We start from the raw sequence: 24512 nt of genomic DNA on the forward strand, positions 1-24512 counted from the left end.
CCAGGCTGCCCCTGCCCTTACTTGATCAACACATCCTCGACCCGGGTGGCGGCCTCGTCCTGCTCCACCAGCGCCTGCATCTGCTCCACGCCCCACAGCACCCGTTCCGGGGTGGCCGGCGCGTCGATGTGCGGGTAGCGGCGGTAGCCGGACACGCTGGCCACGGCGTCTTTCAGCGCACACCACACCGACATGCCGAGCATAAAGGGCGGCTCGCCCACGGCCTTGGAGTGGAACACGGTGTCTTCCGGGTTCTTGCGGTTTTCCACCAGCTTGACCCGGAAGTCGATGGGCATGTCCGCCACCGCCGGGATCTTGTAGCCCGCCGGACCGTTGGTCATCAGCCGGCCCTGGTCGTTCCACACCAGCTCCTCGGTGGTCAGCCAGCCCACGCCCTGGATAAAGGCGCCTTCCACCTGGCCGATGTCGATGGCCGGGTTCAGGGAGTCGCCCACGTCGTGCAGTATGTCGGCACGCAGTATCTTGTACTCGCCGGTCAGGGTGTCCACCACCACTTCGGCACAGGCGGCGCCGTAGGCGAAGTAGTAGAAGGGACGACCGGAGCCGGTGGCGTGGTCGTAGTAGATCTTCGGCGTCTTGTAGAAGCCGGTGCTGGAGAGCGACACCTGGTTGAAATAGGCCAGTTGCACGAACTCCGGAAACGACAGTATCTGGTGACGGATCTGCACGAAGTTGTTCTTGAACACCACTTCTTCGGGGCTGACCTTGAAGTGGCCCGCCGCCCAGTCGACCAGCCGCTGCTTGATGGTCCGGGCCGCGTTCTGGGCCGCCTTGCCGTTCAGGTCAGTGCCGCTGGAGGCCGCCGTCGGCGAGGTGTTGGGCACCTTGTCGGTGTTGGTGGCGGTGATCTGGATGCGATCCACGTCCACCTGGAACTCTTGTGCCACTATCTGGGCCACCTTGATATTGAGGCCCTGGCCCATTTCGGTGCCGCCGTGGTTGAGGTGGATGCTGCCGTCGGTATAGATGTGGATCAGCGCCCCCGCCTGGTTGAGGAAGGTGGCGGTGAAGGAAATACCGAACTTCACCGGGGTAATGGCGATGCCCTTCTTGAGGATCGGGCTGCGGGCGTTGAACGCCTTGATTTCCTCGCGCCGCTTGCCGTACTCGGCCGACTGCTCCAGATCCGCCACCATCTCGTGGATGATGTTGTGCTCCACGGTCTGGTGGTAGTGGGTGACGTTGCGCTCATCCTTGCCGTAGAAGTTGACCTTGCGGATCTCCAGGGGATCCTTGCCAAGCTTGGAGGCGATCTCGTCCATCACGTGCTCGATCGTCATCATGCCCTGGGGGCCGCCGAACCCGCGGTAGGCGGTGTTGGAGGCGGTATTGGTCTTGCAGCGGTGGCCGATGACGGTGGCGTCGCCCAGGTAGTAGGCGTTGTCCGAGTGGAACATGGCCCTGTCCACGATGGACGAGGACAGATCCGGCGAGTAGCCGCAGTTGCCGGCCACCACGATTTCCGCCGCCTCGATACGGCCGTTGTCGTCGAAGCCTACCTTGTACTGGTTGAAGAAGGGATGGCGCTTGCCGGTCATCATCATGTCTTCGACCCGCGGCAGGCGCATCTTGGCCGGGCGGCCGGTGAGCCGGGCCACCACGGCGGCCATGCAGGCCGGACCCGCGGCCTGGGTTTCCTTGCCGCCGAAGCCGCCGCCCATGCGGCGCATGTCGATGACGACCTTGTTCATGGGCACGCCCAGGACGCTGGCCACCAGCTTCTGCACCTCGGTCGGGTTCTGGCTGGAGGTGAACACCAGCATGCCGCCGTCTTCGGTGGGCACCACCGAGCTGATTTGGGTTTCCAGGTAGAAGTGCTCCTGGCCGCCGATATGCAGACTGCCCTCGATGACGTGCCTGGCCTTTTTCAGGGCGGCGGCGGAGTCGCCCCGCTGCTGCTTGTGGCTCTCGGTGACGAACAGCTCTTTTTCCAGCGCCTCTTCCACCGACAGCACCGCCGGCAGCTCTTCATATTCCACTATGGCGGCCATGGCCGCCTTGCGGGCGGTCTCGAGATCGTTGGCGGCCACCGCCAGCACCGGCTGGCCGTAGTATTCCACCTTGCCATCGGCCAGCAGGGGATCCCCCGCCAGCACCGGGCCTATGTCCAGCTCGCCGGGCACGTCCTGGGCGGTAATGGCGATGGCCACGCCGGGAAACTGGTAGCAGGGGCTCACATCCAGTTTGGTGATGCGGGCGTGAGCCTTGTCGGACAGCCGGGCATACACATGCAACTGATTGGGGAACTCCAGCCGGTCGTCGATGTACTGGGCCTCGCCGGCCACCTGCTTGGCGGCGCTGTCGTGGGGCACGCTCTTGCCCACGCCGGTCTGCAGGTCCTGTTTGATCCTTTCCATCATTTCGTCGATGGTGAGCGTGTTCAGCGGTTTGTTAGACATAAGACGTCACCCTGGTTTCCAGTTTCAGATCCTGTTGCTCGATAAAGAACTTGTAGAGCAGGTTTGCCGCCGTCTTGGCGCGGTATTCCTTGCTGGCGCGGAAGTCGGACAGGGGCTGGAAGTCGCCGTCCAGGGCCTTCATCGCCGCCTTGACGGTGGCGTGGTTCCAGTCCTGGCCCACCAGCGCCTGCTCACAGGCCGCAGCCCGCTTGGGCGTGGCCGCCATGCCGCCGAAGCCGATGCGGGCCTCGGTCACCTTGCCGTTTGCTATGGTCAGGTTGAAGGCGCCGCACACCGCGGAAATATCGTCGTCTATCCGTTTGGACAGCTTGTACACCCTGAAGTGCTGGTTGGCCGCGGGCTTGGGCACGATCACCTTCTCGATGAACTCCCCTTCCTCCTGGGCGGTCACCTTGTAGCTCAGGAAGTATTCCTCGATGGGCAGCTCGCGCACCCGCTCGCCCTTGCGCAACACCAGGCGGGCATTGAGCGCGATCAGCACCGGCGGGGCGTCGCCGATGGGCGAGGCGTTGCCGATGTTGCCGCCCAGGGTGCCCTGGTTGCGGATCTGCAGGGAGGCGAAACGGTGCAGCAGCTCGCCGAAGTCCGGGTAGCTGCGGCTCAGGGCATCGTAGCTGTCGCTCAGGGTGCGGGCGGCGCCGATCACCAGCTGCTCGTCGGTTTCTTCCAGCTGCTTCATGTCGGCCACGTTGCCCACATAGATCATCTTGGGCAGTTCCCGGTGGAACTGGGTCACTTCCAGCGCCAGATCGGTGCCGCCAGCCAGCAGCCGGGCATCCGGATGCTGTTCCAGCAGGGTCGCCAGTTCGGCGCTGGAGGTGGGCGAGAAGCACACCTTGTCGTCCCCTTCCAGGGTCACCAGGGTGTCGGTCTCGATCTGCGCCAGCCTGGCCACCACCTCGGCCTCGTAGCGGGAGAAGTCATCGGCCAGCTGCGGCTGCTCGGCGATGGCCTTGGCCGCATCGACGATGGGCCGGTAGCCGGTGCAGCGGCACAGGTTGCCGGCCAGGGCCTCGAGGATGTCGTGCTTGTCGGCCGCGGGCTTGTTCTTGCTCAGGGCGAACATGGACATGATAAAGCCCGGGGTGCAGAAACCGCACTGGGAGCCGTGGAAGTCCACCATGGCCTGCTGCACCGGGTGCAGGCGGCCGTCCTTCGACTTGAGATCCTCCACGGTGATCAACTGCTTGCCGTGCAGCGCCGACACGAAGGTCAGGCAGGAGTTGACCGAGCGATAGCTGATCCGGTCTCCTTCGCGCTCCCCCAGCACCACGGTACAGGCGCCGCAGTCACCGGACGCACATCCTTCCTTGGTGCCGGTCTTAGCCGCGCGGGTGCGCAGATAATTCAACACCGTCATATTTGGCGAAAGGTCCTTCTCCTCCCGCAACTCCTGGTTAAGTAGGAACTTAATCAAGGTTTGCCTCCTTCAGCGAGTACACTGCACATTGCCGACCAACGTATTGGCATTATCTTTAAGTGTAATTAAAATAAAAAACTGACCATTGAGTCAACAAATATTTCACAGCAAGATAACGCCCTGCAACCCGGCAGCGGTTAAGCCATTGTCTACCAAGCAATTGTTCGCAAATTTGTATACATGTGAGGCAATCATTATTTTTGCCTTTGTATGAAGTGTAGCGGGAGCCAAACCAGAATGACTGAGCAGAAAATACATGACGAACAGCAGCGGGTACGCCGGGTTTTCACCGGGGTTGCCCTCGCCATCATGCTGGGTGCCCTGGAGATTACTCTGCTGATGCCAGCCATCTCCACCCTGGGACGGGAGTTTTCCGCCAGCGCCCAGGCTCCCCTGCTGGTGAGCAGCTACCTCTTCGCCATGACCCTCAGCATGCCCCTCTATGGCCGGCTGAGCGATCGCTTTGGCCGCCGTCCCTGCCTGGCAATGGCGCTCGCACTCTTTACCCTGGGCTCGCTCGCCAGCAGCCTGATGAATACCCTGCCCGCCCTGCTCGCCACCCGGCTGCTGACCGGCGCCGGCGGCGGCGGCCTGATTGCCTTGTCCTTCGCGGTGATCGCCGATGTCATACCGCCCCGCCAGGTGGGCCGCTACCAGGGCTATATCTCCGCCATTTTCGCTATTTCCAGTGTGGCCGGCCCCCTGCTCGGTGCCGTTATCATCGGTCTGTTCGACTGGCGCTGGCTGTTTGTCTTCAAGGTGCCCCTGGGATTGCTGGCGCTGGGACTCAACCACTGGGCGCTGAAGGGGCTGGGGCACGAAGGTACGCAAAGCCGGCAGGATTTCCTGGGTATAGGCCTGTTGCTGCTGTGCGGCATCGGTTGGGGCCTGGCGACCCATGGCGAGATAGTGCAGCCGGTCCTGGCCGACTGGTCACTCCCCCTGATGACGGCTTCGGGGGTCCTGAGCATGCTGTTGCTCTGGCACCAATGGCGCCACCCGGACCCGGTTTTGCCATTACGTTTTCTGTGCCAGAAGCTGTTTGCCATCGCCGTGCTATTGCTGGCCCTGTCGGAGGCCATCCGCCTGGCACTGCTGGTTTATGTGCCCCTGGCCCTAGAGCAGCGCCTGAACATGACGCCGGAACAAACGGGAATCGTTTTGCTATGGTTTATCCTGAGCGTGACCGCAGGCACCTTTATCAGCGGCAAGCGGATTTCCGGCCAGGGCTATTGTCGCCCCTTCCCCTGGCTGGGCGGCTTGGCCATGGCCGCAGGCAGCCTGGGCCTGGGGTGGGTATTGCACTGGCCCCGGCCCGACGCCTGGCTGTATCCGGCGTTAATCGGCACTGGCGTCGGTATCGGTTTTTTGATCGTATCCTGTTCCATCGCGGTGCAGAACGCCCTGCCCGCTCGCCAACTGGGCTCGGGCCTGGCACTGATGAACTTCATCCGCTCCCTGGGGGGCACCCTGGGGGTATCCCTGCTGGGTTGGCAATATCAGCAGGGCGGTAGCGGTGACTGGATAGTCCCGGTGTTCCTGTGGGTGGCGGGCTACGCCCTGTGTTGCCTGTTGCTGGGCTGGCTGATGCCGGATGCCCGCCTGTCGGAGTCGGCCAAAAACGGTTAGCCCCGCCTTATTCCCCGGCCAGCGACCTGACCTGGCAACCGGTGATCACCAGCCGGGTGATCACCTCGGCTGCCTGTTCAAAGTCTTCCTCGTCCAGTTCATCCTTGCCCAGGGCCATGGTGATCTGCCAGTTAAAATCGGCATAGGTCTGGGTAGAGGCCCAGATGGCAAACAGCAGGTGGCGGGGCTCCACCCGTGCCATCAACCCCTGGGACATCCAGTCGCTCAGCCGGGCCGCCAGGGTGCGGGTCTGCTCGCTCAGGCGGGCTATGATATCTTCCGGCAAGTGCGGGGAGCCGTGCATGATTTCGTTGGCAAATACCTTGGAAGCGTAGGGATAGTCCCGGGAGATCATCAACTTGGCCTTGATATAGGCGGTCAGGGCCTTCACCGGATCCCGGTACTCGATAAAAGGGCCCGACGCCGCCAGCAGGGGCTCGGTCACGCTTTCCAGCACCGCCCGGTAAAGCTTTTCCTTGCTGCCAAAATAGTAATAAATGTTGGGCTTGGGCAACCGGGCCAACTCGGCGATATCAGCGGTTTTGGTAGCCGCATAGCCGTGCTCGGCAAAAATCCGGCTGGCGGCGCGGATAATTTTTTCTTCGTTTTTGGCTCTGATCCGGGACATAGGTTTTTTTCTGGCTCCAGGCCACAGAATTGGACTTTATTTTTGCTAACCATACCGGAATCCGGTAAAAATTGATAAAAAAAAGCGCCCACCAACGGTGAGCGCGAAAAAAGAGTAACCAAGGTTACCCCTCGACCAAAACAACACTTTTGCCCAGCTCCGCAGCCGGCTGTCCTCAGCTGCAGTCTGCCTTCAGGCCGGCCAGTTCGATGCCGGCTACCGCACAGTTTTCATCCACGTCCGATTGATCCCCGCTGATACCCACAGCGCCCAGCAGGTTGTGCTGCGCATCACGGATCAGCACACCGCCGGGCACCGGCACTATGTTGCCCTGGGCCAGCACATTGACCGAAGACATGAATGCCGGCCTGGCCGCCGCCATTTCCGCCAGGCCGCGCGAGCTGCGCCCGAGGGCAATGGAGCCCCAGGCCTTGGCGATGGCCACATCCGGCCGCAACAGGCTGGAGCCATCCTGGCGCTGCAGCGAAACCAGTTTGCCGGCGCTATCCAGCACCGCCACGGTCAGCGGGGCCGTTGCCAGCTCCGTTGCCCGCTGCAACGCCCCCGTGGTGATCACCAGCGCCTGTTCAAGTGAAACTGTATTCATTACCCATGACTCCCTGTCTGTCTAGCCGTAACTGAAGAAGGATGATTGGGCACTAATAAAACACAAAACTGGGACAATGTTAACATATATTTGTATACATTTAATATATAGACAATCAATTGATCACCTTTCTCCTACCAAAAATCCACTAATCTCCCCTTTGGTTCGAGCTAGCCAGAAAAAGGCATGAAATTTGCTTATAGGGAGAACACCGGGTGGCGACAGGAGAAGAGGACAATGCCGGAGTTACGACAGGTTTCACCGCTGAACTGGCTGATGTGCTGGTTGCTGCTGAGCTGCCTGATGATCAGCCTGTTGCCGGACAGGCTCTTTGCAGGGGGCTTTGGCACCTGGCTGGCCAATTACCGCCTGCTGTTCGTGCTTGGGCTGATCCTGTCGGCCACCTACTTTCTGTCGATCGGCGCCATCATGCTGTTTCAGCATGTTTTCTACCGCAAGCAGCGGCTGGTAAGACAAAAGTTGCTGCGAGAGCTGCTGGAATATCTGGATGCCAGTGAAAAGGCCGTCCTGCGGGAATTCGTCATCCAACGCAAAAGCGTCATAAAACTGCCGGTTACCGAGCCGGCCGTCAAAAATCTGCTGGAACAGGGCATACTGACCTATGCCTATGGCGAACCCAGTGAACCGGGCCTGCAGGCCATCAAGCCCCTGATGATTACCCTAGAAGCGCGCCCCTTGCTCACCTTCAAGGTACTGGGACTGAATCCGGCCAGCATGAGTGAGGAGCAGAAAAGCATGATTTTGAACAACAGGCCCAAGTACGCCTACAAACAACTGGGCCGTCATTAATTTTCGGCGGCTTCAGCCGCCGGTTCTCTCCCTGAGGTATCCCTCGTAGTCCGGGATACGGATAGCGAAATCCCGCCCCATTTGCGGACTGTTCATCAGCATGTCGGCAGTGGCGACATTGGTGGCCACAGGAATGTTCCAGACAGTGGCCAGTCGCAGCAGCGCCTTGACGTCCGGATCGTGGGGCACGGCATTGAGCGGATCCCAGAAAAAGATGAGTACATCTATCTTGCCTTCGGCAATCATGGCACCGAGCTGCTGATCCCCGCCCATGGGGCCGGACATCAGACAGCGCACCGGTAGCCCGACCTTGCGGCTGAGCATGGTCCCGGTCGTACCTGTGGCGTAAAGGTGATGCAGCTTGAGCGCCTCGGCGTGGCCGGCCACCCATTCCAGCAATTGCTCCTTTTTGTGGTCGTGGGCCACCAGGGCGACATTTTTGTGGGCAGGCAGGGTTCTCTGGACTTCATTCATGGCTGGCAACATCCTCGCATGGGTCATGCCCCATAGTAGCCAAAGCCAGACGAAATAAGCACCCCCAGAAACGGAAAAAGTCCCTGACGGGACTTTGGGCAATGGTATCCAAGCGGGGCGGCAAGGATTCAGGCCACCTCGTAGTACAGGGGGGTCTTGGCGTTTTCCTCGGCCAGTATCGCCATGGCCACCGGTATGCACTTGCCGCACTGAGAACCGACCCCCAGCTCGCGCTTGAGCTGCATGAACTCGGTGTTGCCCTCGGCAATCGCTTCCCTCAATTGGCGCTCGGTTATACCCTTGCACAGACAGACGTACATAGAGATGTCCTCCACTTCGATGGGACAAATCTAAATGATAGTGGTTATCAATGCAAGTTGTTATTGGTATAAAAAACGGGCTCAGATCACATAGTCGAGCTCGGCCGGGCTGAGCTGCAGCCAGGCCTGATAGAGGGTCAGAAATACCCGCCCGTTGAGTTTTTCCGGCAAGGGGCTCTGCTGCAGCCGGTCCATCACCGGGCCCTTCACCTCGGCCAGGTGGAAGCCGATGCCGGCCAGTTTCAACCGCTCGTTGATCATCAACAGGCTGTCCAGGGCAGAAGCATCAATACGGTTCACCGCACTGCACTGCAACACCAGATGGCGCACCTCGGGCCGCAGGCTGACCAGAGTGGCGACGATATCCTCCAACTGCCCCGCATTGGCGAAATACAGGCTTTCATCCACCCGCAGGCACAGCAGCGAGGGGCTCAAGGTCACTCGGTGGCGCAACCGGTTACGAAAATGTTCGGTTCCTTCAAGTAGCCCCACTTCCGCCCAGTGGGGCCGGTAGCTGTGATACAGGTGCAACAGCAAGGAAGCCACTATGCCGGTCAGCAGGCCGATTTCCACATTGACCAGCAGGGTAAGCAGGAAGGTCAGGCAAAGGGCGGTAAAATCACTGCGGGAATAGCGCCAGGTATGAAAGAACTGCCGCCAGTCCACCAGCCCCAGCACCGCCACCACTATCGTCGCCGCCAGCATGGTCTTGGGCAGAGCGCCAAGCCAGGGAGCCAGCCAGAGCCCCGCCAGGGTAATACCGATGGCGGTATAAATCCCCGCCGCCGGTGTACGGGCCCCGGCGTCGAAGTTCACCACAGAACGGGCGAAGCCACCGGTCACAGGCATGCCGCCGGACAACCCGGCCGCCAGATTGGACACCCCAAGTCCAATCAACTCCTGATTGGCGGAGATGCGCTGGCGCCGCTTGGCAGCCAGGGTCTGCCCCACCGACACCGACTCCACAAAGCCGACCAGGGCCAGCAGCAGAGAAGGCAGCACCAGCTGCGGCCAGGGCAGCTCGCTCCAGCGGGGCCAGCTCCAGCCCGGTATTCCAGCCGGCACATCCCCCACTACGGCAACACCAAGGGCAGCCAGCCCGAATAACTCAGAAATCCCGATTCCCGCCACCACCAGCAAGGCAGGAGACAAGCGCACCAGGGCGCCGGCCAAACCGGCGCCAAGCCCCAGGCGTAGCAGCAGGGTACGCAGCCCCTTGCGGGCCCAGAGCAGCCACAGCAGGCTCACCACCGAGATAGCCAGGGTGGCATGGCCGATAGCGGACCACTGGCGCAGCGCCTCCGGCAGCGCCAGCAGGGGATGCCCCTCCAGCCTCAGCCCCAGCAGCGGCCCCAGCTGGCTCAACGTTATCAGCAGCGCCGAGGCACTGATAAAGCCCGACATCACCGGATGGCTGATGAAATGGGCAATAAACCCCAAGCGCAGCAGGCCGAACAGTAACAACCAGCCCCCACTCATCAACGCAAGCGCCAGGGCACCATTGAGATAATGCACCCCTTCAAGCTGCAATTGGCCAAGGGTGGAGGCGGTCATCAAGGACAGCACCGCCACCGGGCCAACCGACAAGGTACGGCTGGAGCCAAATACACCATAGGCCACCAGCGGCAGTATGCTGGCATAAAGTCCGGCTTCGGGCGGCAGACCGGCCAGCAGGGCATAGGCCAACGACTGGGGGATCAGCATCAGAGTAACAATGACCGCAGCGGCCAGATCCTGGGCCAATATCGTCCTGTCGTACTCCCTACTCCAGGCCTGCAGGGGCAAACGCATCCTTCTTACCCCTGCTGGCGGGAAGCAAGTCGCGGCGCCAGCGCCGACAGGTCGTAGCCGGCCGCGGAGGCCAGGCCCAACACCTGCCCGGCCGGCAGTGCAGCGGACAGCGCCCAAAGGGTGATGGAGCGGGTTCCACTGCGGCAGAAGGCCAGCACGGGCTCGGGCTGTGTCCGCAGCGCGTCGCGGAAGGCATCTATCGCCGGCTCGGTAAATTGACCGGAGCTGATGGGAATCCATACCCAGGCCATACCCAGCTCCCTCGCCGCCGCCGCCAGTTGAGCGGCTGACGGCTGGCCATCAGCCTCGCCATCGGGGCGATTGCAAATAAGGGTCCTGATGCCCCGCCCGGCCAGTGTCGCCAGATCGGCTTCGGTAACCTGATCCGCCACCGCAAAGGAAGAAGTAACCTGTCTGATGTCCATAACATCCTCTATAGCTGAGGCCGGATATCCGGCAGTTAAATTAGATTATTCTAATAATAAAAACGGATGCAAGCCTGAAACGAAAAAAGGAGGCCGAAGCCTCCTTTTTTAGCGATTGCCAGATCCCGATTACTCGATGATCTTGGCAACAACGCCGGCGCCAACGGTGCGGCCGCCTTCGCGGATGGCGAAGCGCAGGCCGTCTTCCATCGCGATGGGAGCAATCAGGCTCACTACCATCTTGATGTTGTCACCGGGCATCACCATCTCAACGCCTTCCGGCAGTTCAATGGTGCCGGTCACGTCGGTGGTACGGAAGTAGAACTGCGGACGGTAGCCCTTGAAGAACGGGGTGTGACGACCACCTTCTTCCTTGGACAGTACGTACACTTCGGACTCGAACTTGGTGTGCGGCTTGATGGAGCCCGGCTTGGCCAGAACCTGACCACGCTCAACGTCTTCACGCTTGGTGCCACGCAGCAGCACGCCCACGTTCTCACCGGCACGGCCTTCGTCCAGCAGTTTGCGGAACATTTCAACGCCGGTACAGGTGGTCTTGACGGTGTCCTTGATACCGACGATTTCAACTTCTTCACCCACCTTGACGATACCGCGCTCAACACGGCCGGTCACCACGGTGCCACGACCCTGGATGGAGAACACGTCTTCGATCGGCAGCAGGAAGGCGCCATCGATGGCACGCTCGGGATCCGGAATGTAGGTGTCCAGGGCGTTGGCCAGTTCCAGGATTTTCTCTTCCCACTGGGCATCGCCTTCCAGGCCTTTCAGGGCGGAACCCTGGATAACCGGCGTGTCGTCGCCCGGGAAGTCGTACTCGGACAGCAGCTCGCGCACTTCCATTTCTACCAGCTCGAGCAGCTCTTCGTCATCCACCATGTCACACTTGTTCATGAACACGATGATGTAGGGTACGCCTACCTGGCGGGCCAGCAGGATGTGCTCGCGGGTTTGCGGCATGGGGCCGTCGGTAGCAGCAACCACCAGGATGGCGCCGTCCATCTGGGCCGCACCGGTGATCATGTTTTTCACGTAGTCGGCGTGGCCGGGGCAGTCAACGTGCGCGTAGTGACGGGCTTCGGTGTCGTATTCAACGTGAGAAGCGGCGATGGTGATACCACGGGCTTTTTCTTCCGGAGCGTTGTCGATCTGATCGTAACCGCGGGCAGTACCACCCATTTTCTTGGCCAGAACAGTGGTGATGGCAGCGGTCAGAGTGGTTTTACCGTGGTCAACGTGGCCGATGGTACCAACGTTAACGTGCGTTTTTTTACGTTCAAATTTTTCTTTAGACACGACCTAGTCCTTCCTAGTTTGATCCCACACGCTAAAGCGGGTGGGGAGTTAAAACAAAGATTAATTAACCTTTACGGGCGGCGATCACCGCTTCTGCCATGTTCGCAGGCACTTCGGCGTACTTGGCAAACTCCATGGAGTAAGAAGCACGACCCTGGGTCTGGGAACGCAGGTCGGTAGCGTAGCCGAACATTTCAGACAGCGGAACCAGCGCGTTGACAATCTTTCCGCTAGGACCGTCGTCCATGCCTTCGATGATGCCGCGGCGACGGTTGACGTCACCGATCACATCACCCATGTACTCTTCCGGCGTCTCGACCTCGACTTTCATCAGAGGCTCCAGCAGCGCCGGATTACACTTCATGAAACCGGACTTGAACGCCATGGAGCCGGCGATCTTAAAGGCCATTTCAGAAGAGTCAACATCGTGGTAGGAACCGTCGAAGAGGGTGACCTTGATGTCCTCGATCGGATAGCCGGCCAGAACGCCCTGCCTCATTTGTTCCTGAATACCCTTGTCGACGGCAGGAATGAATTCCTTCGGAATCACTCCACCCACAACGGCATTCTCGAACTTGTAGCCAGCGCCCTGTTCCTGGGGTTCGATCTTGATCCAGACATGGCCGAACTGGCCGCGACCACCGGACTGGCGCACGAATTTGCCTTCCTGCTCCACGGAGCCACGGATGGTTTCGCGGTAGGCTACCTGGGGCTTGCCCACGTTGGCTTCGACCTTGAACTCGCGCTTCATGCGGTCGACGATGATATCCAGGTGCAGTTCGCCCATACCGGCGATAATGGTCTGCCCGGACTCTTCATCGGTCCACACGCGGAAAGAGGGATCTTCCTGAGCCAGACGTCCCAGGGCCATGCCCATTTTTTCCTGATCAGCCTTGGTTCTTGGCTCGACGGCCACAGAGATCACCGGCTCGGGGAACTCCATGCGTTCCAGGATGATGGGAGCGTCGACGGCGCACAGGGTATCCCCCGTGGTCACATCCTTCAGGCCGATGGCGGCGGCGATATCGCCGGCTCGCACCTGCTTGATTTCGTCCCGTTTGTTGGCATGCATCTGCACGATACGGCCAATGCGCTCGCGTTTGCCCTTGACCGAATTCAGCACGGTATCGCCGGTGTTGATTACGCCGGAGTACACACGGAAAAAGGTCAGGTTGCCCACAAAGGGATCGGTGGCAATCTTGAACGCAAGGGCGGCGAATGGCACGGCATCGTCGGCGCTACGGGTATCGGGCGTTTCGCCGTCATCCTTCACACCGGCAATGGCCGGGACTTCCACCGGTGACGGCAGGTATTCCACCACCACGTCGAGCATGGCCTGTACACCCTTGTTCTTGAACGCGGAGCCGCAGGTTACCAGGATGATTTCGTTGTCCAGCACCCGCTTGCGCAGGCCCGACTTGATCTCTTCCTCGCTCAGTTCCCCACCCTCGAGGTACTTGTCCATCAGTTCTTCGCTGGCTTCGGCCGCGGCTTCCACCAGATTCTGGTGCCACTCCTCGGCCAGCTCCTGCATCTCTGCGGGAATATCGTGATAGACGAAGGTGGTGCCATTGTCTTCGTCGTTCCAGTCGATGGCTTTCATCTTGACCAGATCGACCACGCCCACGAAGTTTTCTTCGGAGCCAATCGGCAGCTGCACCGGCACCGGCACCCCCTTCAGGCGAGATTTGATCTGCTCGACCACCCGCAGGAAGTTGGCTCCGGTACGGTCCATCTTGTTGACGAAGGCGATACGTGGAACGTGATACTTGTTGGCCTGGCGCCATACCGTCTCGGACTGGGGCTGAACACCACCCACGGCACAGTACACCATCACAGCACCGTCGAGCACCCGCATGGAACGTTCGACTTCAATGGTGAAGTCCACGTGTCCGGGAGTATCAATAATATTGATGCGATGCTGAGGGAACTGATGTTCCATACCGTCCCAGAAACAAGTTGTTGCTGCAGAGGTAATGGTGATACCACGCTCCTGCTCCTGTTCCATCCAGTCCATGGTCGCGGCGCCCTCATGGGTTTCGCCGATCTTATGGTTTACACCGGTATAAAACAGGATGCGCTCGGTGGTGGTGGTCTTGCCGGCGTCAATGTGAGCACTGATACCGATATTACGGTAGCGCTCAATCGGGGTTGTACGAGCCACAATAAGATCCTCTTGCCAAGGTCGAATGTCCTTAGTGAGCCACAGGGGGCGCGGCCTCGGCCGCGCCCGTTCTCATTACCAGCGGTAGTGAGCGAAGGCCTTGTTGGCTTCGGCCATGCGGTGCACGTCTTCACGCTTCTTGACGGCAGAGCCTTTGTTTTCAGCGGCATCCAGCAGCTCGCCAGCCAGGCGCTGGGCCATGGACTTCTCACCGCGCTTGCGGGCGGCTTCCACCAGCCAGCGCATGGCCAGGGCATTGCGACGTACGGGGCGCACTTCAACCGGTACCTGGTAGGTAGAACCACCCACCCGGCGGGATTTCACTTCAACAGTAGGACGAACATTGTCCAGGGCTTCTTCGAACAGGGCCAGCTGCTCTTTGCTGGTCTTGGCGGCAACGATGTCCAAAGCACCATAAACAATCTTTTCAGAGGTAGACTTCTTACCGTCCACCATGACTACGTTTACGAATTTTGCCAGCAGTTCGGATCCAAACTTGGGATCCGGCAGGATTTTACGCTGGCCGATTACGCGACGTCTTGGCATTGCAAACTCTCCGTAACTTCAGGAATAACCCAAAACAAAACAGGTTAAAAATATAAATGTTTGGCCTTACTTAACGGAGAACCATTAAGCCTTGGGCTTCTTGGCGCCGTACTTGGAACGGGCCTGACGACGGGCAGCAACACCGGAGGTGTCCAGCGCGCCGCGCACGGTGTGGTAACGCACACCGGGAAGGTCTTTAACACGACCGCCGCGGATCAGCACTACGGAGTGCTCCTGCAGGTTGTGGCCTTCACCACCGATGTAGGAGTTGACTTCGTAGCCATTGGTCAGACGAACACGGCATACCTTACGCAGTGCGGAGTTCGGCTTCTTGGGGGTAGTGGTGTAAACGCGGGTACATACGCCGCGCTTTTGCGGGCAGGCTTCCAGCGCCGGAACGTTGCTCTTGGCCACGTTCTTTTCGCGCGGTTTGCGTACCAGCTGGTTAATAGTTGCCATTAACAGCTCCTGAAAAAATGTCGTTCTACAGTTGTGAAAATCCATCCCCAAAAGCGGGGACGCAAAATTCTATGCTTGCCCCGTGGTTGAGTCAAGATTTATACAATTCAAGGCTCGGGTTTTAGCGGGATCAGGACCAGGCCTGGGGACTACCCAGTTCGGCGATGAGTTCGACCAGCTCCGCCATGGCCAGCGGCTGGCCAAAATCCGCCACCAGCCCGCGGGCCTGCAGATCTTCCTGCATCACATAAAGCGCGCCGTTCGCAGCCAACGGTTCCAGTTGCACCCGCCAGACCGGCGCCGACAGGGCGATAACCGCATCCTGCCATAACAATAGCCGATCGCCAGGCTGCATGTAATGCAGCGCCTGGGCAAGGGTATGGTGGTTCAGGGGAGAATCCTTGACCGTATGCAGCATGCTGTTCCTCAAAACGTCAACCGTACCGGATAGCCGGCCAGCCGTTGCTGCAGTTCGGGCAACGCCAGCACTTCGGCGTCAATGACCCGGGCTGCACCTTCAAGGCCGCGCTGCTCCAGTGACTCGGCGCAAACATAGATAGCCTCCACGTCGTACAGCTCGAGCAGTCCGAACGTGGGCGCGTAGTGGCGGCCCAGCACGGCGGCAGGATCCTGCCCCGCCAATAACTGGCAAACACCGTCACCCAGGAAAAATACCCCTATGTCCTCGCTCAGGGCAGACATGGCCAATACGGCATCCAGCCCTTCCCGGCCACTGGCCGAACCATGGGGAGCGGTGCGAAATATAATGGCGACCCGGTTCATCAGAACTGCACCACCCGGTCGGCACACAGGGCCGCCCGCGCCAGCTCACCCAAGCCGCTGAGCCGGAACGGCGCCGTCACGTTCCACTGGCTCAGGCCAGCCTGCCGGGACGAGAATTCATCGCTCAGGCCGCGGCGCAAGGCAGCCGCAACGCACAGGTCTAGCACCAACCCATGACGCTCTGCCAGCTCAACCCAGGCGTGGCGCAAATCGTCTTCGTCGCCAGCCGGCTGCTGCAGCAGGTTGCCGTTGTAGACGCCTTCCCGGTAGAAAAAAATACTGTCCACCTGATGTCCTCTGCCAAGCAGAGCCAAGGCAAAACGATAGGCATCGGCGGCAGACTGGGTCCCGTAGCAGGGACCTGTCACCAGCAGGGCAAAACGCAGGGGATGAAACGTCATCGCGGATTCCGGGCAATAAGGGGGCGGCATCGGCCGCCCCATACAGGCTTACTCGACGTAGGCCACGGCTTCAACTTCAACCAGTACGTCCTTGGGCAGGCGGGCCACTTCCACACAAGAGCGGGCTGGGGCACCGGCCAGGAAATAGCTGGCATAGACTTCGTTGAAGGCCAGGAAATTGTTCATGTCGGACAGGAAGCAGGTGGTTTTCAGCACGGTGCCGGCATTGGCGCCAGCCTCTTCCAGTACCGCCATCAGGTTATCCATCACCTGCTTGGTCTGGGCCTCAATGCCGCCCTCTACGATATCCATGGTGGTCGGATCCAGCGGGATCTGGCCAGAGGTGTACACCATATTGCCGATACGGGTAGCCTGAACATAGGGGCCGATGGCGGCGGGAGCATTGTCGGTGGCGATTACAGTTTTAGTCATGGTAACTCCTGGTTAGGCGATGGATTCATCTTCATCGCGTTTTTTTTGTCGGATGTAAAGATAGACGGTGTGCTTGGAAATATTGAGCTTGCTGGACACCATGGCGATGGCGTCCTTGATGTCGAAAATACCCTTTTCGTACAGTGTGGTGACAATCTGTTTGTTCTTGGCGTTATTGGCCACGTCGGGATCCGCATTGATCGCCTCGATGGTCCTTTCTACCGTCAGGGTCACCAGTTCCTCGACGTTGTTGCTGAAATTCTCCGGCGACATTTCCGGCGGCTCTGCCACCTGGGGCATGAAGTCGGCCATAAATTCGTGCAAAGGTGCGGACAAATGCAGGTTGAGGCATAACAACCCGATCAATTCCCCCTCGCCATTGCGGATAGCCAGGGTCGACGACTTGACCGGTGCCCCGAGCCGACTTTGCACAAAGCCGGCCGGGCTGTGGTTCAGTTGCTGCCGTTCAAGCTCCGGCAGCCACCGCAATGCCTGCTCGGACAAGGGAGAACCCGGTCCACGACCACTGTGACTGCCATTGGCAATATGGATAACGGAACGCTCGGGATCCTCTAGGGAGTGCAGGACGATTTCGCAGTGGCGGCCAAACATCGCAGCCAGGCCGTCGACCAGGCCCGCATAGGAGGCGAGCAACTGCCGATCCTGCTGGCTGAACCTTCGCTTGGCAACAATGTTGTTGATGGGTCTGGCCGTCCCACTTTCCGCTGGCATTTCGCGCTCCCTAACCGGACATTCAGACCCGATTTTCAATCGATGATGTCAGATGTCAACTTTTTTTGAAAGGCAGGCCGCCACCGGCTACGGTAACGCCCATATGAAAAAGCCGCCTCACGGCGGCTTGGAAACTCAGGCGCGCAGCGATTTTTCGCCGCGGGATACCCCACAGACCCCGCTGCGGACGACCTCAACCACCTCGGTGGTTTCACTCATGTTGCGGATAAAGGCGTCCAGCTTATCGCTGGTACCCACCAGCTGTACCGTGTAGAGATGCGGCGTCACGTCCACAATCTGGCCCCGGAAGATATCGGCGGTACGCTTGACTTCATCCCGGTTGGCGCCATCAGCCCGCACCTTGACCAGCACGATTTCCCGCTCGATATGATCGCCGTCGGTCAGGTCACTCACCTTGAGCACGTCGACCAGCTTGTTGAGCTGCTTGGTGATCTGCTCGATGACCCGTTCGTCGCCGGTGGTGACTATAGTCATGCGCGACAGGGTGGGATCCTCGGTGGGCGCCACGGTCAGGGTTTCGATGTTGTAGGCCCGCTGGGAGAAAAGACCGACCACCCGGCTCAGGGCACCGGATTCGTTCTCCAGCAACAGGGAAATAATACGCCGCATCAGGTTCTCTCCGTTTTGCTTAACCACATTTCATCCATGGCTCCGGTCTTGATTTGCATGGGATAAACATGCTCTTCCGGATCGATCTGAATATCCATAAACACCAGCTTGTCGGTCAGGGAGAAGCACCTCTCCAGGGCCGCGTCCAGCTCGGCCGGGTCGGTGACCTTGATGCCCACATGGCCATAGGCCTCCGCCAGCTTGACAAAGTCGGGCAAGGAATCCATGTAGGAATGGCTTTGGCGTCCTTCGTAGAACATCTTCTGCCATTGCTTCACCATACCCAGTGCCTGGTTGTTCATGGAAATAATCTTCACCGGAATGTTGTACTGCATGCAGGTGGAGAGTTCCTGGATATTCATCTGGATGGAACCGTCGCCGGTCACGCACACTGAAACAGCGTCGGGGCAACCCAGCTTGGCCCCCATGGCGGCAGGCAGGCCAAAGCCCATGGTCCCGAGGCCACCGGAGTTAATCCACTGGCGCGGTTTGTCATAGGGGTAGTAGAGGGCGGCAAACATCTGGTGTTGACCCACATCGGAGCTGACGATGGCCTGCCCCTTGGTGATACGGTAAACCGACTCGATAACCTGCTGGGGTTTGATGTACTTGTCGCTTTTCTCGTAGCGCAGGCACTGGCGGGAACGCCATTGTTCAATCTGCGCCCACCAGTCTTCCATGGCCTGAACGTCCGGCTTGAGCCCCAGCTCGCGGATGGCTTCGAGCATCTGAGCCAGCACGGTATCCGCCGAGCCCACAATCGGAATATGCGCCTTGATAGTCTTGGAAATGGAGGTCGGATCCACGTCCACATGCACAACAGTGGCATGGGGGCAGAACTTGGCCACATTATTGGTGACCCGGTCGTCGAAGCGGGCACCAATGGCCAGGATCAAATCCGAGTTGTGCATGGTCTTGTTGGCTTCAAAAGTACCATGCATACCCAGCATGCCGATAAACTGCTTATGGGTACCGGGCATGCTGCCCAGGCCCATCAGGGTATTAGTCACCGGCAGATTGAACAGCTCGGCCAGTTGCACCACCAGGGCACTGGCTTCGGCGGTGACGGCGCCACCGCCCACGTACATCACCGGCCGCTTGGCTTCGGCCAGGGCCTTCATCGCCTTTTTGATTTGCCCCTTGTGACCAATGCCGGTGGGATTGTAGGAACGCATTTCCACCGACGACGGGTAAACGTAGGGATGTTTTTCCTTCGGATTCTGGATGTCCTTGGGCAAGTCCACCACCACAGGGCCGGGCCGGCCGGAGGCGGCAATGTAATAGGCTTTTTTGATAGCCAGCGGGATGTCGGAAGCCTTCTTGCACAGGAAGCTGTGCTTTACGATGGGCCGGGAAATACCGATCATGTCGGTTTCCTGGAACGCATCGTCGCCGATATAGTGGGTCGGTACCTGGCCGGACAACACGACCATGGGGATGGAATCCATGTAGGCGGTGGCAATACCGGTAATGCAGTTGGTGGCCCCGGGACCCGAGGTGACCAGCACGGTGCCCACCTTGCCGGTGGCCCGGGAATAACCGTCGGCCATGTGCACGGCAGCCTGTTCATGACGCACCAGCACATGTTCTATTTTACTGTTTTCAAACAAGGCGTCATAAATATCCAGTACCGAGCCACCGGGGTAGCCAAACAAGTGTTCGACACCCTGATCTTCCAGCGCTCGTACTACCATTTCCGCGCCTGATAACATCTCCATGATAAGCCCTCCAGGCTCTGCTCCGTTCACCTTGCCACCCTCTCTCTGCCGGTCTTGGCGGAAAGATCCGGACAGGATCGCCAAAGGTGACAAAGCGGACAGCTTTTTATCTTTATAAAACAAACACTTCTGCCAGCGAGGCTGTAAATAAGCAGAAAAGGGATGAAAAATCACCTTAACCTGCTTTAAATCCGTTGTCTACGGGCTTTGGCAAATCCATTGGCTCCGCTCGAAACAGCCTGTCACAGCTCTCCCGGGCGCAACAGCGCCAATCCGGAATGCCGACTGGCGCCAGTGCCCAAGTCTTCGGCAAACAGGCGGAAATGCCACTTACATCGACAACAACACAACAGCAAGATAAAAATACAAAATTAAAAAACAAATCACTTAAATATCACTTAAAATCAAAATAAAAAACCAATACTGACGACTTCAACCTTCTCACTACTATCGTTTTTCCGGTGTGCACTGCCATAACAAAGTTGACAGCGACGTCGTTAATCGTTATCTGTATAGCGTTGTTAACGGATTCTTTTCGGTGATGAGTGATATGCAAAAGCGTACTCAGCTACTACTACTAACTCTAGATGTGCACAAGCGCACGGGTCAGGCGTAGCTGGAATTCATCATCCACATATTCAAAAGTAAAAAACCCGTGCCATCCGCACGGGTTTTTTATATCTGTCGCGGGCGGCAAGGATCAACAGAGGGGAAGCGACATGTCGAGCCAAGTCATTATATTTGATACCACCCTGAGGGACGGCGAGCAGGCGCTTTCCGCCAGCCTGACCGTCAAGGAAAAACTGCAGATCGCCCTGGCCCTCGAACGGCTCGGGGTGGACGTGATGGAAGTCGGCTTCCCCATCTCCTCTCCCGGCGACTTCGAGTCGGTGCAGACCATTGCCCGCCATATCAAAAACAGCCGGGTCTGTGCCCTGTCCCGGGCGCTCAAGGCCGATATTGACGCCGCCGGCGAGGCGCTGCGGGTGGCGGACCAGTTCCGTATTCACACTTTTATCTCCACCTCCGACATTCATGTGCAGAGCAAGCTGCGCAAGGACTTCGACTCGGTGGTGGAAATGAGCGTGGCGGCGGTCAAGCACGCCCGGGGTTACACCGACGACGTGGAATTTTCCTGCGAGGACGCTGGCCGTACCCCCATCGACAACCTGTGCCGCATGGTGGAAGCCGTGATCAAGGCCGGTGCCCGCACCGTGAACATTCCCGACACCGTGGGCTACACCGTGCCCAGCGAGTTCGGCGGCATCATCAAGACCCTGTTCGAGCGGGTGCCCAACATTCATGAGGCGGTGATTTCCGTGCACTGCCACGACGATCTCGGCATGTCTGTGGCCAACTCCATCGCCGCCGTGCAGCAGGGCGCACGCCAGATCGAATGTACCATCAACGGTATCGGCGAGCGGGCCGGCAACTGCTCGCTGGAAGAAGTGGCCATGGTGATGAAGACCCGAGGCGAACTGCTGGGCGTGCACACCAATATCAAGAGCCAGGAAATCTACCGCACCAGCCAGCTGGTACGTAACCTGTGCAACATGCCGGTACAGCCCAACAAGGCCATCGTCGGCGCCAACGCCTTCTCCCACTCCTCCGGTATTCATCAGGACGGCGTGCTCAAGAACAAGAACACCTACGAGATCATCACCCCCGAGAGCATCGGCCTGCCCAAGAACCAGCTCAACCTGACCTCCCGCTCCGGTCGCCATGTGATCAAGCACCGCATGAGCGAGATGGGCTACACCGAGCAGGACTACGATCTCGACACCCTCTACACCAGCTTCCTGGCGCTGGCCGACCGCAAGGGCCAGGTATTCGATTACGATCTGGAAGCCCTGGTGTTCTTCAGCCAGATCCACGAGGAGCCCGAGCAGTACAAGCTCAAGTACCTGAGTGTGCAGTCCGGCAGCAACGTCATGTCCACCGCCAGCGTGCGCATGGAAGTGGGTGGCGACATCGTCAATGAAGCCGCCGTGGGCAACGGCCCTGTGGATGCCGTTTACCAGTGCATCAATCGCGTCACCGGCTATGACATTCGCATCGACAAGTACGAGCTCAAGAGCAAGGGCGAAGGCAAAGACGCCCTGGGTCAGGTGGACATCGTGGCCGAATACAAGGGCCGCAAGTTCCACGGCATGGGCCTGGCCACCGACATCGTCGAGTCGTCTGCCCAGGCCTTGATTCACGTGATTAACTGCATTTACCGGGCCGAGCAGGTCGCGGAAAAGAAAGAAGAAATTCAGAAAAAAATACGTATGGAGACAGTGTGAACATGAGCGCAAGCTACAAGGTTGCGGTATTGCCCGGTGACGGCATTGGCCCCGAAGTCATGGCCGAAGCCATTCGCGTGCTGGACAAGGTGCAGGCCGAGTTCGGTCTGCAGCTGGAATACAGCCACTTTGACGTGGGTGGCATCGCCATCGACAACCACGGCACTCCGCTGCCGGCCGCCACCCTGGCCGGCTGTGAAGCCGCCGATGCCGTACTGTTCGGCTCTGTGGGTGGCCCAAAGTGGGAAAACCTGCCCCCCAATGAACAGCCCGAGCGGGGTGCCCTGCTGCCCCTGCGCGGTCATTTCAAGCTGTTCTGCAACATGCGCCCGGCCAAGATCTACCAGGGCCTGGAAGGCTTCTCGCCGCTGCGCGCCGACATCAGTGCCCGCGGCTTTGATATCGTCTGCATGCGCGAGCTGACCGGCGGCATCTACTTCGGCCAGCCCAAGGGCCGGGAAGGCGCCGGCCCCGAAGAGAAAGCGTTCGACACCGAGGTGTATCACCGCTATGAAATCGAGCGCATCGCCCGGCTGGCGTTTGAAGCGGCCCAGGGCCGGCGCGGCCTGGTCACCTCCGTCGACAAGGCCAACGTACTGCAGGCCTCCATTCTGTGGCGGGAAGTGGTGACCGAAATCGCCAAGGATTACCCGGACGTGACCCTGAACCACATCTACATCGACAACGCCACCATGCAGCTCATCAAGGATCCGTCCCAGTTCGACGTGCTGCTGTGCTCCAACCTGTTCGGCGACATCATCTCCGACGAAATGGCGATGATCACCGGTTCCATGGGCCTGCTGCCCTCCGTCAGCCTGAACGACCAGGGCTTTGGCCTGTACGAGCCCGCCGGTGGCTCGGCGCCGGACATCGCCGGCAAAGGCATTGCCAATCCCATCGCCCAGATTTTGTCTGCCGCCCTGATGCTGCGCTACAGCTTCAAGCAGGAAGACGCCGCCCAGGCCATTGAGCGCGCCGTGGCCGAAACCCTGGCCGCCGGCTACTTCACCGGCGATCTGTACAGCGACCACGCCGAACATCCGATGCAGTCCACCAGTCAAATGGGTGAGCAGATCGTATCCCGCATTCGGAGAGCAAACTAATGGCCAAGACCCTTTATCAGAAAGTCTTTGACGCCCACCTGGTGCGCAATGAAGCCGGCGAAACCCCGCTGCTGTATATCGACCGCCACCTGGTGCACGAAGTGACCTCGCCCCAGGCCTTTGACGGTCTGCGCGAAAAGGGCCGCAAGCTGCGCCGCCCCGACCGCACCTGGGCGACCATGGACCACAACGTGTCCACCGAGACCAACGACATCGCGGCTTCCGGTGAAATGGCCCGCATCCAGATGGAAACCCTGGCCAAGAACTGTGAAGAATTCGGCGTGCCGCTGTATGACCTGCACCACAAGTACCAGGGCATCGTCCACGTGATCGGCCCCGAGCTGGGCCTGACCCTGCCCGGCACCACCATCGTCTGTGGCGACTCCCATACCGCCACCCACGGTGCCTTTGGTGCCCTGGCCTTCGGTATCGGTACGTCCGAAGTAGAACACGTCATGGCCACCCAGACCCTGAAACAGGGCCGGGCCAAGACCATGAAGATCCAGGTCAACGGCGAGCTCAACCCGGGCATCAGCGCCAAGGACGTGGTGCTGGCCATCATCGGCAAGGTCGGCCATGCCGGCGGCACCGGTTATGTGGTGGAATTCTGCGGCAGCGCCATCGAGTCCCTGTCGATGGAAGCGCGCATGACCATCTGCAACATGGCCATCGAGCTGGGCGCCAAGGCGGGCCTGGTCGCCCCGGATCAGACCACCTTTGACTACCTCAAGGGTCGTCCCTTCGCGCCGGAAGGCGAGCAGTGGGAGCAGGCCGTGGCCTACTGGAGCACCCTCAAGTCCGACGACGGCGCCCAGTTCGACGCCGTGGTGGAACTCAACGGGGCCGACATTGCACCCCAGGTGACCTGGGGCACCAACCCGGGCCAGGTAATGCCGGTGAACGGCACCATTCCTTCGCCGGAAGATTTTGATGACGCCGTGGAGCGTCAGTCCGCCGTCAAGGCCCTGCAGTACATGGACATTCCCGCCGGGGGCAAGCTCACCGACGTGAACATCGACAAGGTGTTCATCGGCTCCTGTACCAACAGCCGCATTGAAGACTTGCGCGCCGCCGCCGCCATCGCTCAGGGCCGCAAGGTGGCCGCCGGGGTCCAGGCCCTGGTGGTCCCCGGCTCCCAGCAGGTGAAGGCCCAGGCCGAAGCGGAAGGGCTGGACAAGATCTTCATCGAAGCCGGTTTTGAATGGCGCCTGCCCGGTTGCTCCATGTGCCTGGCCATGAACAACGACCGGCTGCAGCCCGGCGAGCGTTGTGCCGCCACCAGCAACCGCAACTTTGAAGGCCGTCAGGGCCGGGGTGGCCGTACCCACCTGGTGAGTCCGGCCATGGCCGCCGCCGCCGCCGTGTTCGGTCACTTTGTCGACATTCGGGAACTGTAAGGG

General features: G+C 59.7%; 24 protein-coding genes. 5 read left to right on the top strand and 19 right to left on the bottom strand.

What is annotated here, in order from left to right; genetic code table 11:
* Positions 1–17: 17 nt before the first annotated feature.
* The gene (gene xdhB / locus C7I36_RS07770) at positions 18–2420 is read right to left on the bottom strand and encodes a xanthine dehydrogenase molybdopterin binding subunit (RefSeq protein ID WP_106453150.1); all 2403 of its coding nucleotides are present in this window, start codon (positions 2418–2420) and stop codon (positions 18–20) included.
* Positions 2413–3858, bottom strand: a complete 1446-nt coding sequence (gene xdhA, locus C7I36_RS07775; RefSeq protein ID WP_106453151.1) for a xanthine dehydrogenase small subunit — start codon at positions 3856–3858, stop codon at positions 2413–2415. Before xdhA ends, xdhB begins: the two co-directional genes overlap by 8 nt.
* Before the next feature lie 240 nt (positions 3859–4098).
* On the opposite strand from xdhA, the gene C7I36_RS07780 reads away from it, so the two are divergent.
* The gene (locus C7I36_RS07780; RefSeq protein ID WP_106453152.1) at positions 4099–5490 is read left to right on the top strand and encodes an MFS transporter; all 1392 of its coding nucleotides are present in this window, start codon (positions 4099–4101) and stop codon (positions 5488–5490) included.
* 7 nt (positions 5491–5497) lie between these two features.
* On the opposite strand, the gene C7I36_RS07785 is transcribed toward C7I36_RS07780, so the two are convergent.
* Both C7I36_RS07785 and C7I36_RS07790 read right to left on the bottom strand, forming a co-directional pair.
* Positions 5498–6118 carry a TetR/AcrR family transcriptional regulator gene (locus C7I36_RS07785; protein ID WP_106453153.1) on the bottom strand — a complete coding sequence of 207 codons (621 nt, stop codon included), beginning with the start codon at positions 6116–6118 and terminating at the stop codon, positions 5498–5500.
* A gap of 175 nt (positions 6119–6293) precedes the next feature.
* Positions 6294–6725 (bottom strand): GlcG/HbpS family heme-binding protein, encoded by a 432-nt coding sequence (locus C7I36_RS07790; protein ID WP_106453154.1) that lies wholly within the window; start codon positions 6723–6725, stop codon positions 6294–6296.
* Positions 6726–6962: 237 nt separating this feature from the next.
* Between C7I36_RS07790 and C7I36_RS07795 the strand changes: the two genes are divergently transcribed.
* Positions 6963–7535 (top strand): superinfection exclusion B family protein, encoded by a 573-nt coding sequence (locus C7I36_RS07795; protein ID WP_106453155.1) that lies wholly within the window; start codon positions 6963–6965, stop codon positions 7533–7535.
* Between the two features lie 12 nt (positions 7536–7547).
* Here the strand turns inward: C7I36_RS07795 and C7I36_RS07800 are convergent, their stop codons facing one another.
* The 15 genes from C7I36_RS07800 to C7I36_RS07870 all read right to left on the bottom strand — a co-directional run bounded on the left by C7I36_RS07800 (position 7548) and on the right by C7I36_RS07870 (position 19724).
* Positions 7548–8009: a methylglyoxal synthase gene (locus C7I36_RS07800; RefSeq protein ID WP_106453156.1), complete on the bottom strand. Its 462-nt coding sequence runs from the start codon at positions 8007–8009 to the stop codon at positions 7548–7550.
* A gap of 128 nt (positions 8010–8137) precedes the next feature.
* Positions 8138–8329, bottom strand: a complete 192-nt coding sequence (locus tag C7I36_RS07805; protein ID WP_106453157.1) for a bacterioferritin-associated ferredoxin — start codon at positions 8327–8329, stop codon at positions 8138–8140.
* An 81-nt stretch (positions 8330–8410) separates the two neighbouring features.
* Positions 8411–10120, bottom strand: a complete 1710-nt coding sequence (locus C7I36_RS07810) for a SulP family inorganic anion transporter (protein WP_106453158.1) — start codon at positions 10118–10120, stop codon at positions 8411–8413.
* A gap of 5 nt (positions 10121–10125) precedes the next feature.
* Complete coding sequence (locus C7I36_RS07815; protein ID WP_106453159.1) at positions 10126–10545, bottom strand: protein tyrosine phosphatase family protein; 420 nt, start codon at positions 10543–10545, stop codon at positions 10126–10128.
* 129 nt (positions 10546–10674) lie between these two features.
* The gene (gene tuf, locus C7I36_RS07820) at positions 10675–11859 is read right to left on the bottom strand and encodes an elongation factor Tu (protein WP_106453160.1); all 1185 of its coding nucleotides are present in this window, start codon (positions 11857–11859) and stop codon (positions 10675–10677) included.
* A gap of 64 nt (positions 11860–11923) precedes the next feature.
* Positions 11924–14023, bottom strand: coding sequence for an elongation factor G (gene fusA / locus C7I36_RS07825; protein ID WP_106453161.1), 2100 nt, complete (start codon positions 14021–14023; stop codon positions 11924–11926).
* Positions 14024–14098: 75 nt separating this feature from the next.
* Positions 14099–14569: a 30S ribosomal protein S7 gene (gene rpsG, locus C7I36_RS07830; protein ID WP_106453162.1), complete on the bottom strand. Its 471-nt coding sequence runs from the start codon at positions 14567–14569 to the stop codon at positions 14099–14101.
* Positions 14570–14653: 84 nt separating this feature from the next.
* Complete coding sequence (gene rpsL / locus C7I36_RS07835; protein WP_106453163.1) at positions 14654–15028, bottom strand: 30S ribosomal protein S12; 375 nt, start codon at positions 15026–15028, stop codon at positions 14654–14656.
* Between the two features lie 130 nt (positions 15029–15158).
* Positions 15159–15446 carry a sulfurtransferase complex subunit TusB gene (gene tusB / locus C7I36_RS07840; protein WP_106453164.1) on the bottom strand — a complete coding sequence of 96 codons (288 nt, stop codon included), beginning with the start codon at positions 15444–15446 and terminating at the stop codon, positions 15159–15161.
* Between the two features lie 8 nt (positions 15447–15454).
* Positions 15455–15811, bottom strand: coding sequence for a sulfurtransferase complex subunit TusC (gene tusC / locus C7I36_RS07845; protein ID WP_106453165.1), 357 nt, complete (start codon positions 15809–15811; stop codon positions 15455–15457).
* Positions 15811–16212 carry a sulfurtransferase complex subunit TusD gene (gene tusD, locus C7I36_RS07850; protein WP_106453166.1) on the bottom strand — a complete coding sequence of 134 codons (402 nt, stop codon included), beginning with the start codon at positions 16210–16212 and terminating at the stop codon, positions 15811–15813. Before tusD ends, tusC begins: the two co-directional genes overlap by 1 nt.
* Before the next feature lie 48 nt (positions 16213–16260).
* Positions 16261–16644, bottom strand: coding sequence for a RidA family protein (locus C7I36_RS07855; protein WP_106453167.1), 384 nt, complete (start codon positions 16642–16644; stop codon positions 16261–16263).
* Between the two features lie 12 nt (positions 16645–16656).
* Positions 16657–17376, bottom strand: coding sequence for a helix-turn-helix transcriptional regulator (locus tag C7I36_RS07860; protein WP_106453168.1), 720 nt, complete (start codon positions 17374–17376; stop codon positions 16657–16659).
* A 135-nt stretch (positions 17377–17511) separates the two neighbouring features.
* Positions 17512–18006: an acetolactate synthase small subunit gene (gene ilvN / locus C7I36_RS07865; protein WP_106453169.1), complete on the bottom strand. Its 495-nt coding sequence runs from the start codon at positions 18004–18006 to the stop codon at positions 17512–17514.
* On the bottom strand, positions 18006–19724 hold the full coding sequence (locus C7I36_RS07870) for an acetolactate synthase 3 large subunit (RefSeq protein WP_106453170.1): 1719 nt from the start codon (positions 19722–19724) through the stop codon (positions 18006–18008). The genes ilvN and C7I36_RS07870 overlap by 1 nt, the downstream gene beginning before the upstream one ends.
* Positions 19725–20443: 719 nt before the next feature.
* Here C7I36_RS07870 and leuA point away from each other — a divergent pair.
* The 3 genes from leuA to leuC are packed head-to-tail and all read left to right on the top strand — an operon-like array spanning position 20444 to position 24509.
* On the top strand, positions 20444–22009 hold the full coding sequence (gene leuA, locus C7I36_RS07875; protein WP_106453171.1) for a 2-isopropylmalate synthase: 1566 nt from the start codon (positions 20444–20446) through the stop codon (positions 22007–22009).
* Positions 22010–22011: 2 nt separating this feature from the next.
* The gene (gene leuB / locus C7I36_RS07880; RefSeq protein WP_106453172.1) at positions 22012–23112 is read left to right on the top strand and encodes a 3-isopropylmalate dehydrogenase; all 1101 of its coding nucleotides are present in this window, start codon (positions 22012–22014) and stop codon (positions 23110–23112) included.
* On the top strand, positions 23112–24509 hold the full coding sequence (gene leuC, locus C7I36_RS07885) for a 3-isopropylmalate dehydratase large subunit (RefSeq protein ID WP_106453173.1): 1398 nt from the start codon (positions 23112–23114) through the stop codon (positions 24507–24509). The genes leuB and leuC overlap by 1 nt, the downstream gene beginning before the upstream one ends.
* Positions 24510–24512: the final 3 nt, after the last annotated feature.

The sequence above is a fragment of the Zobellella taiwanensis genome, assembly GCF_003012795.1.
GTDB classification, from domain to species: Bacteria; Pseudomonadota; Gammaproteobacteria; order Enterobacterales; family Aeromonadaceae; genus Oceanimonas; species Oceanimonas taiwanensis.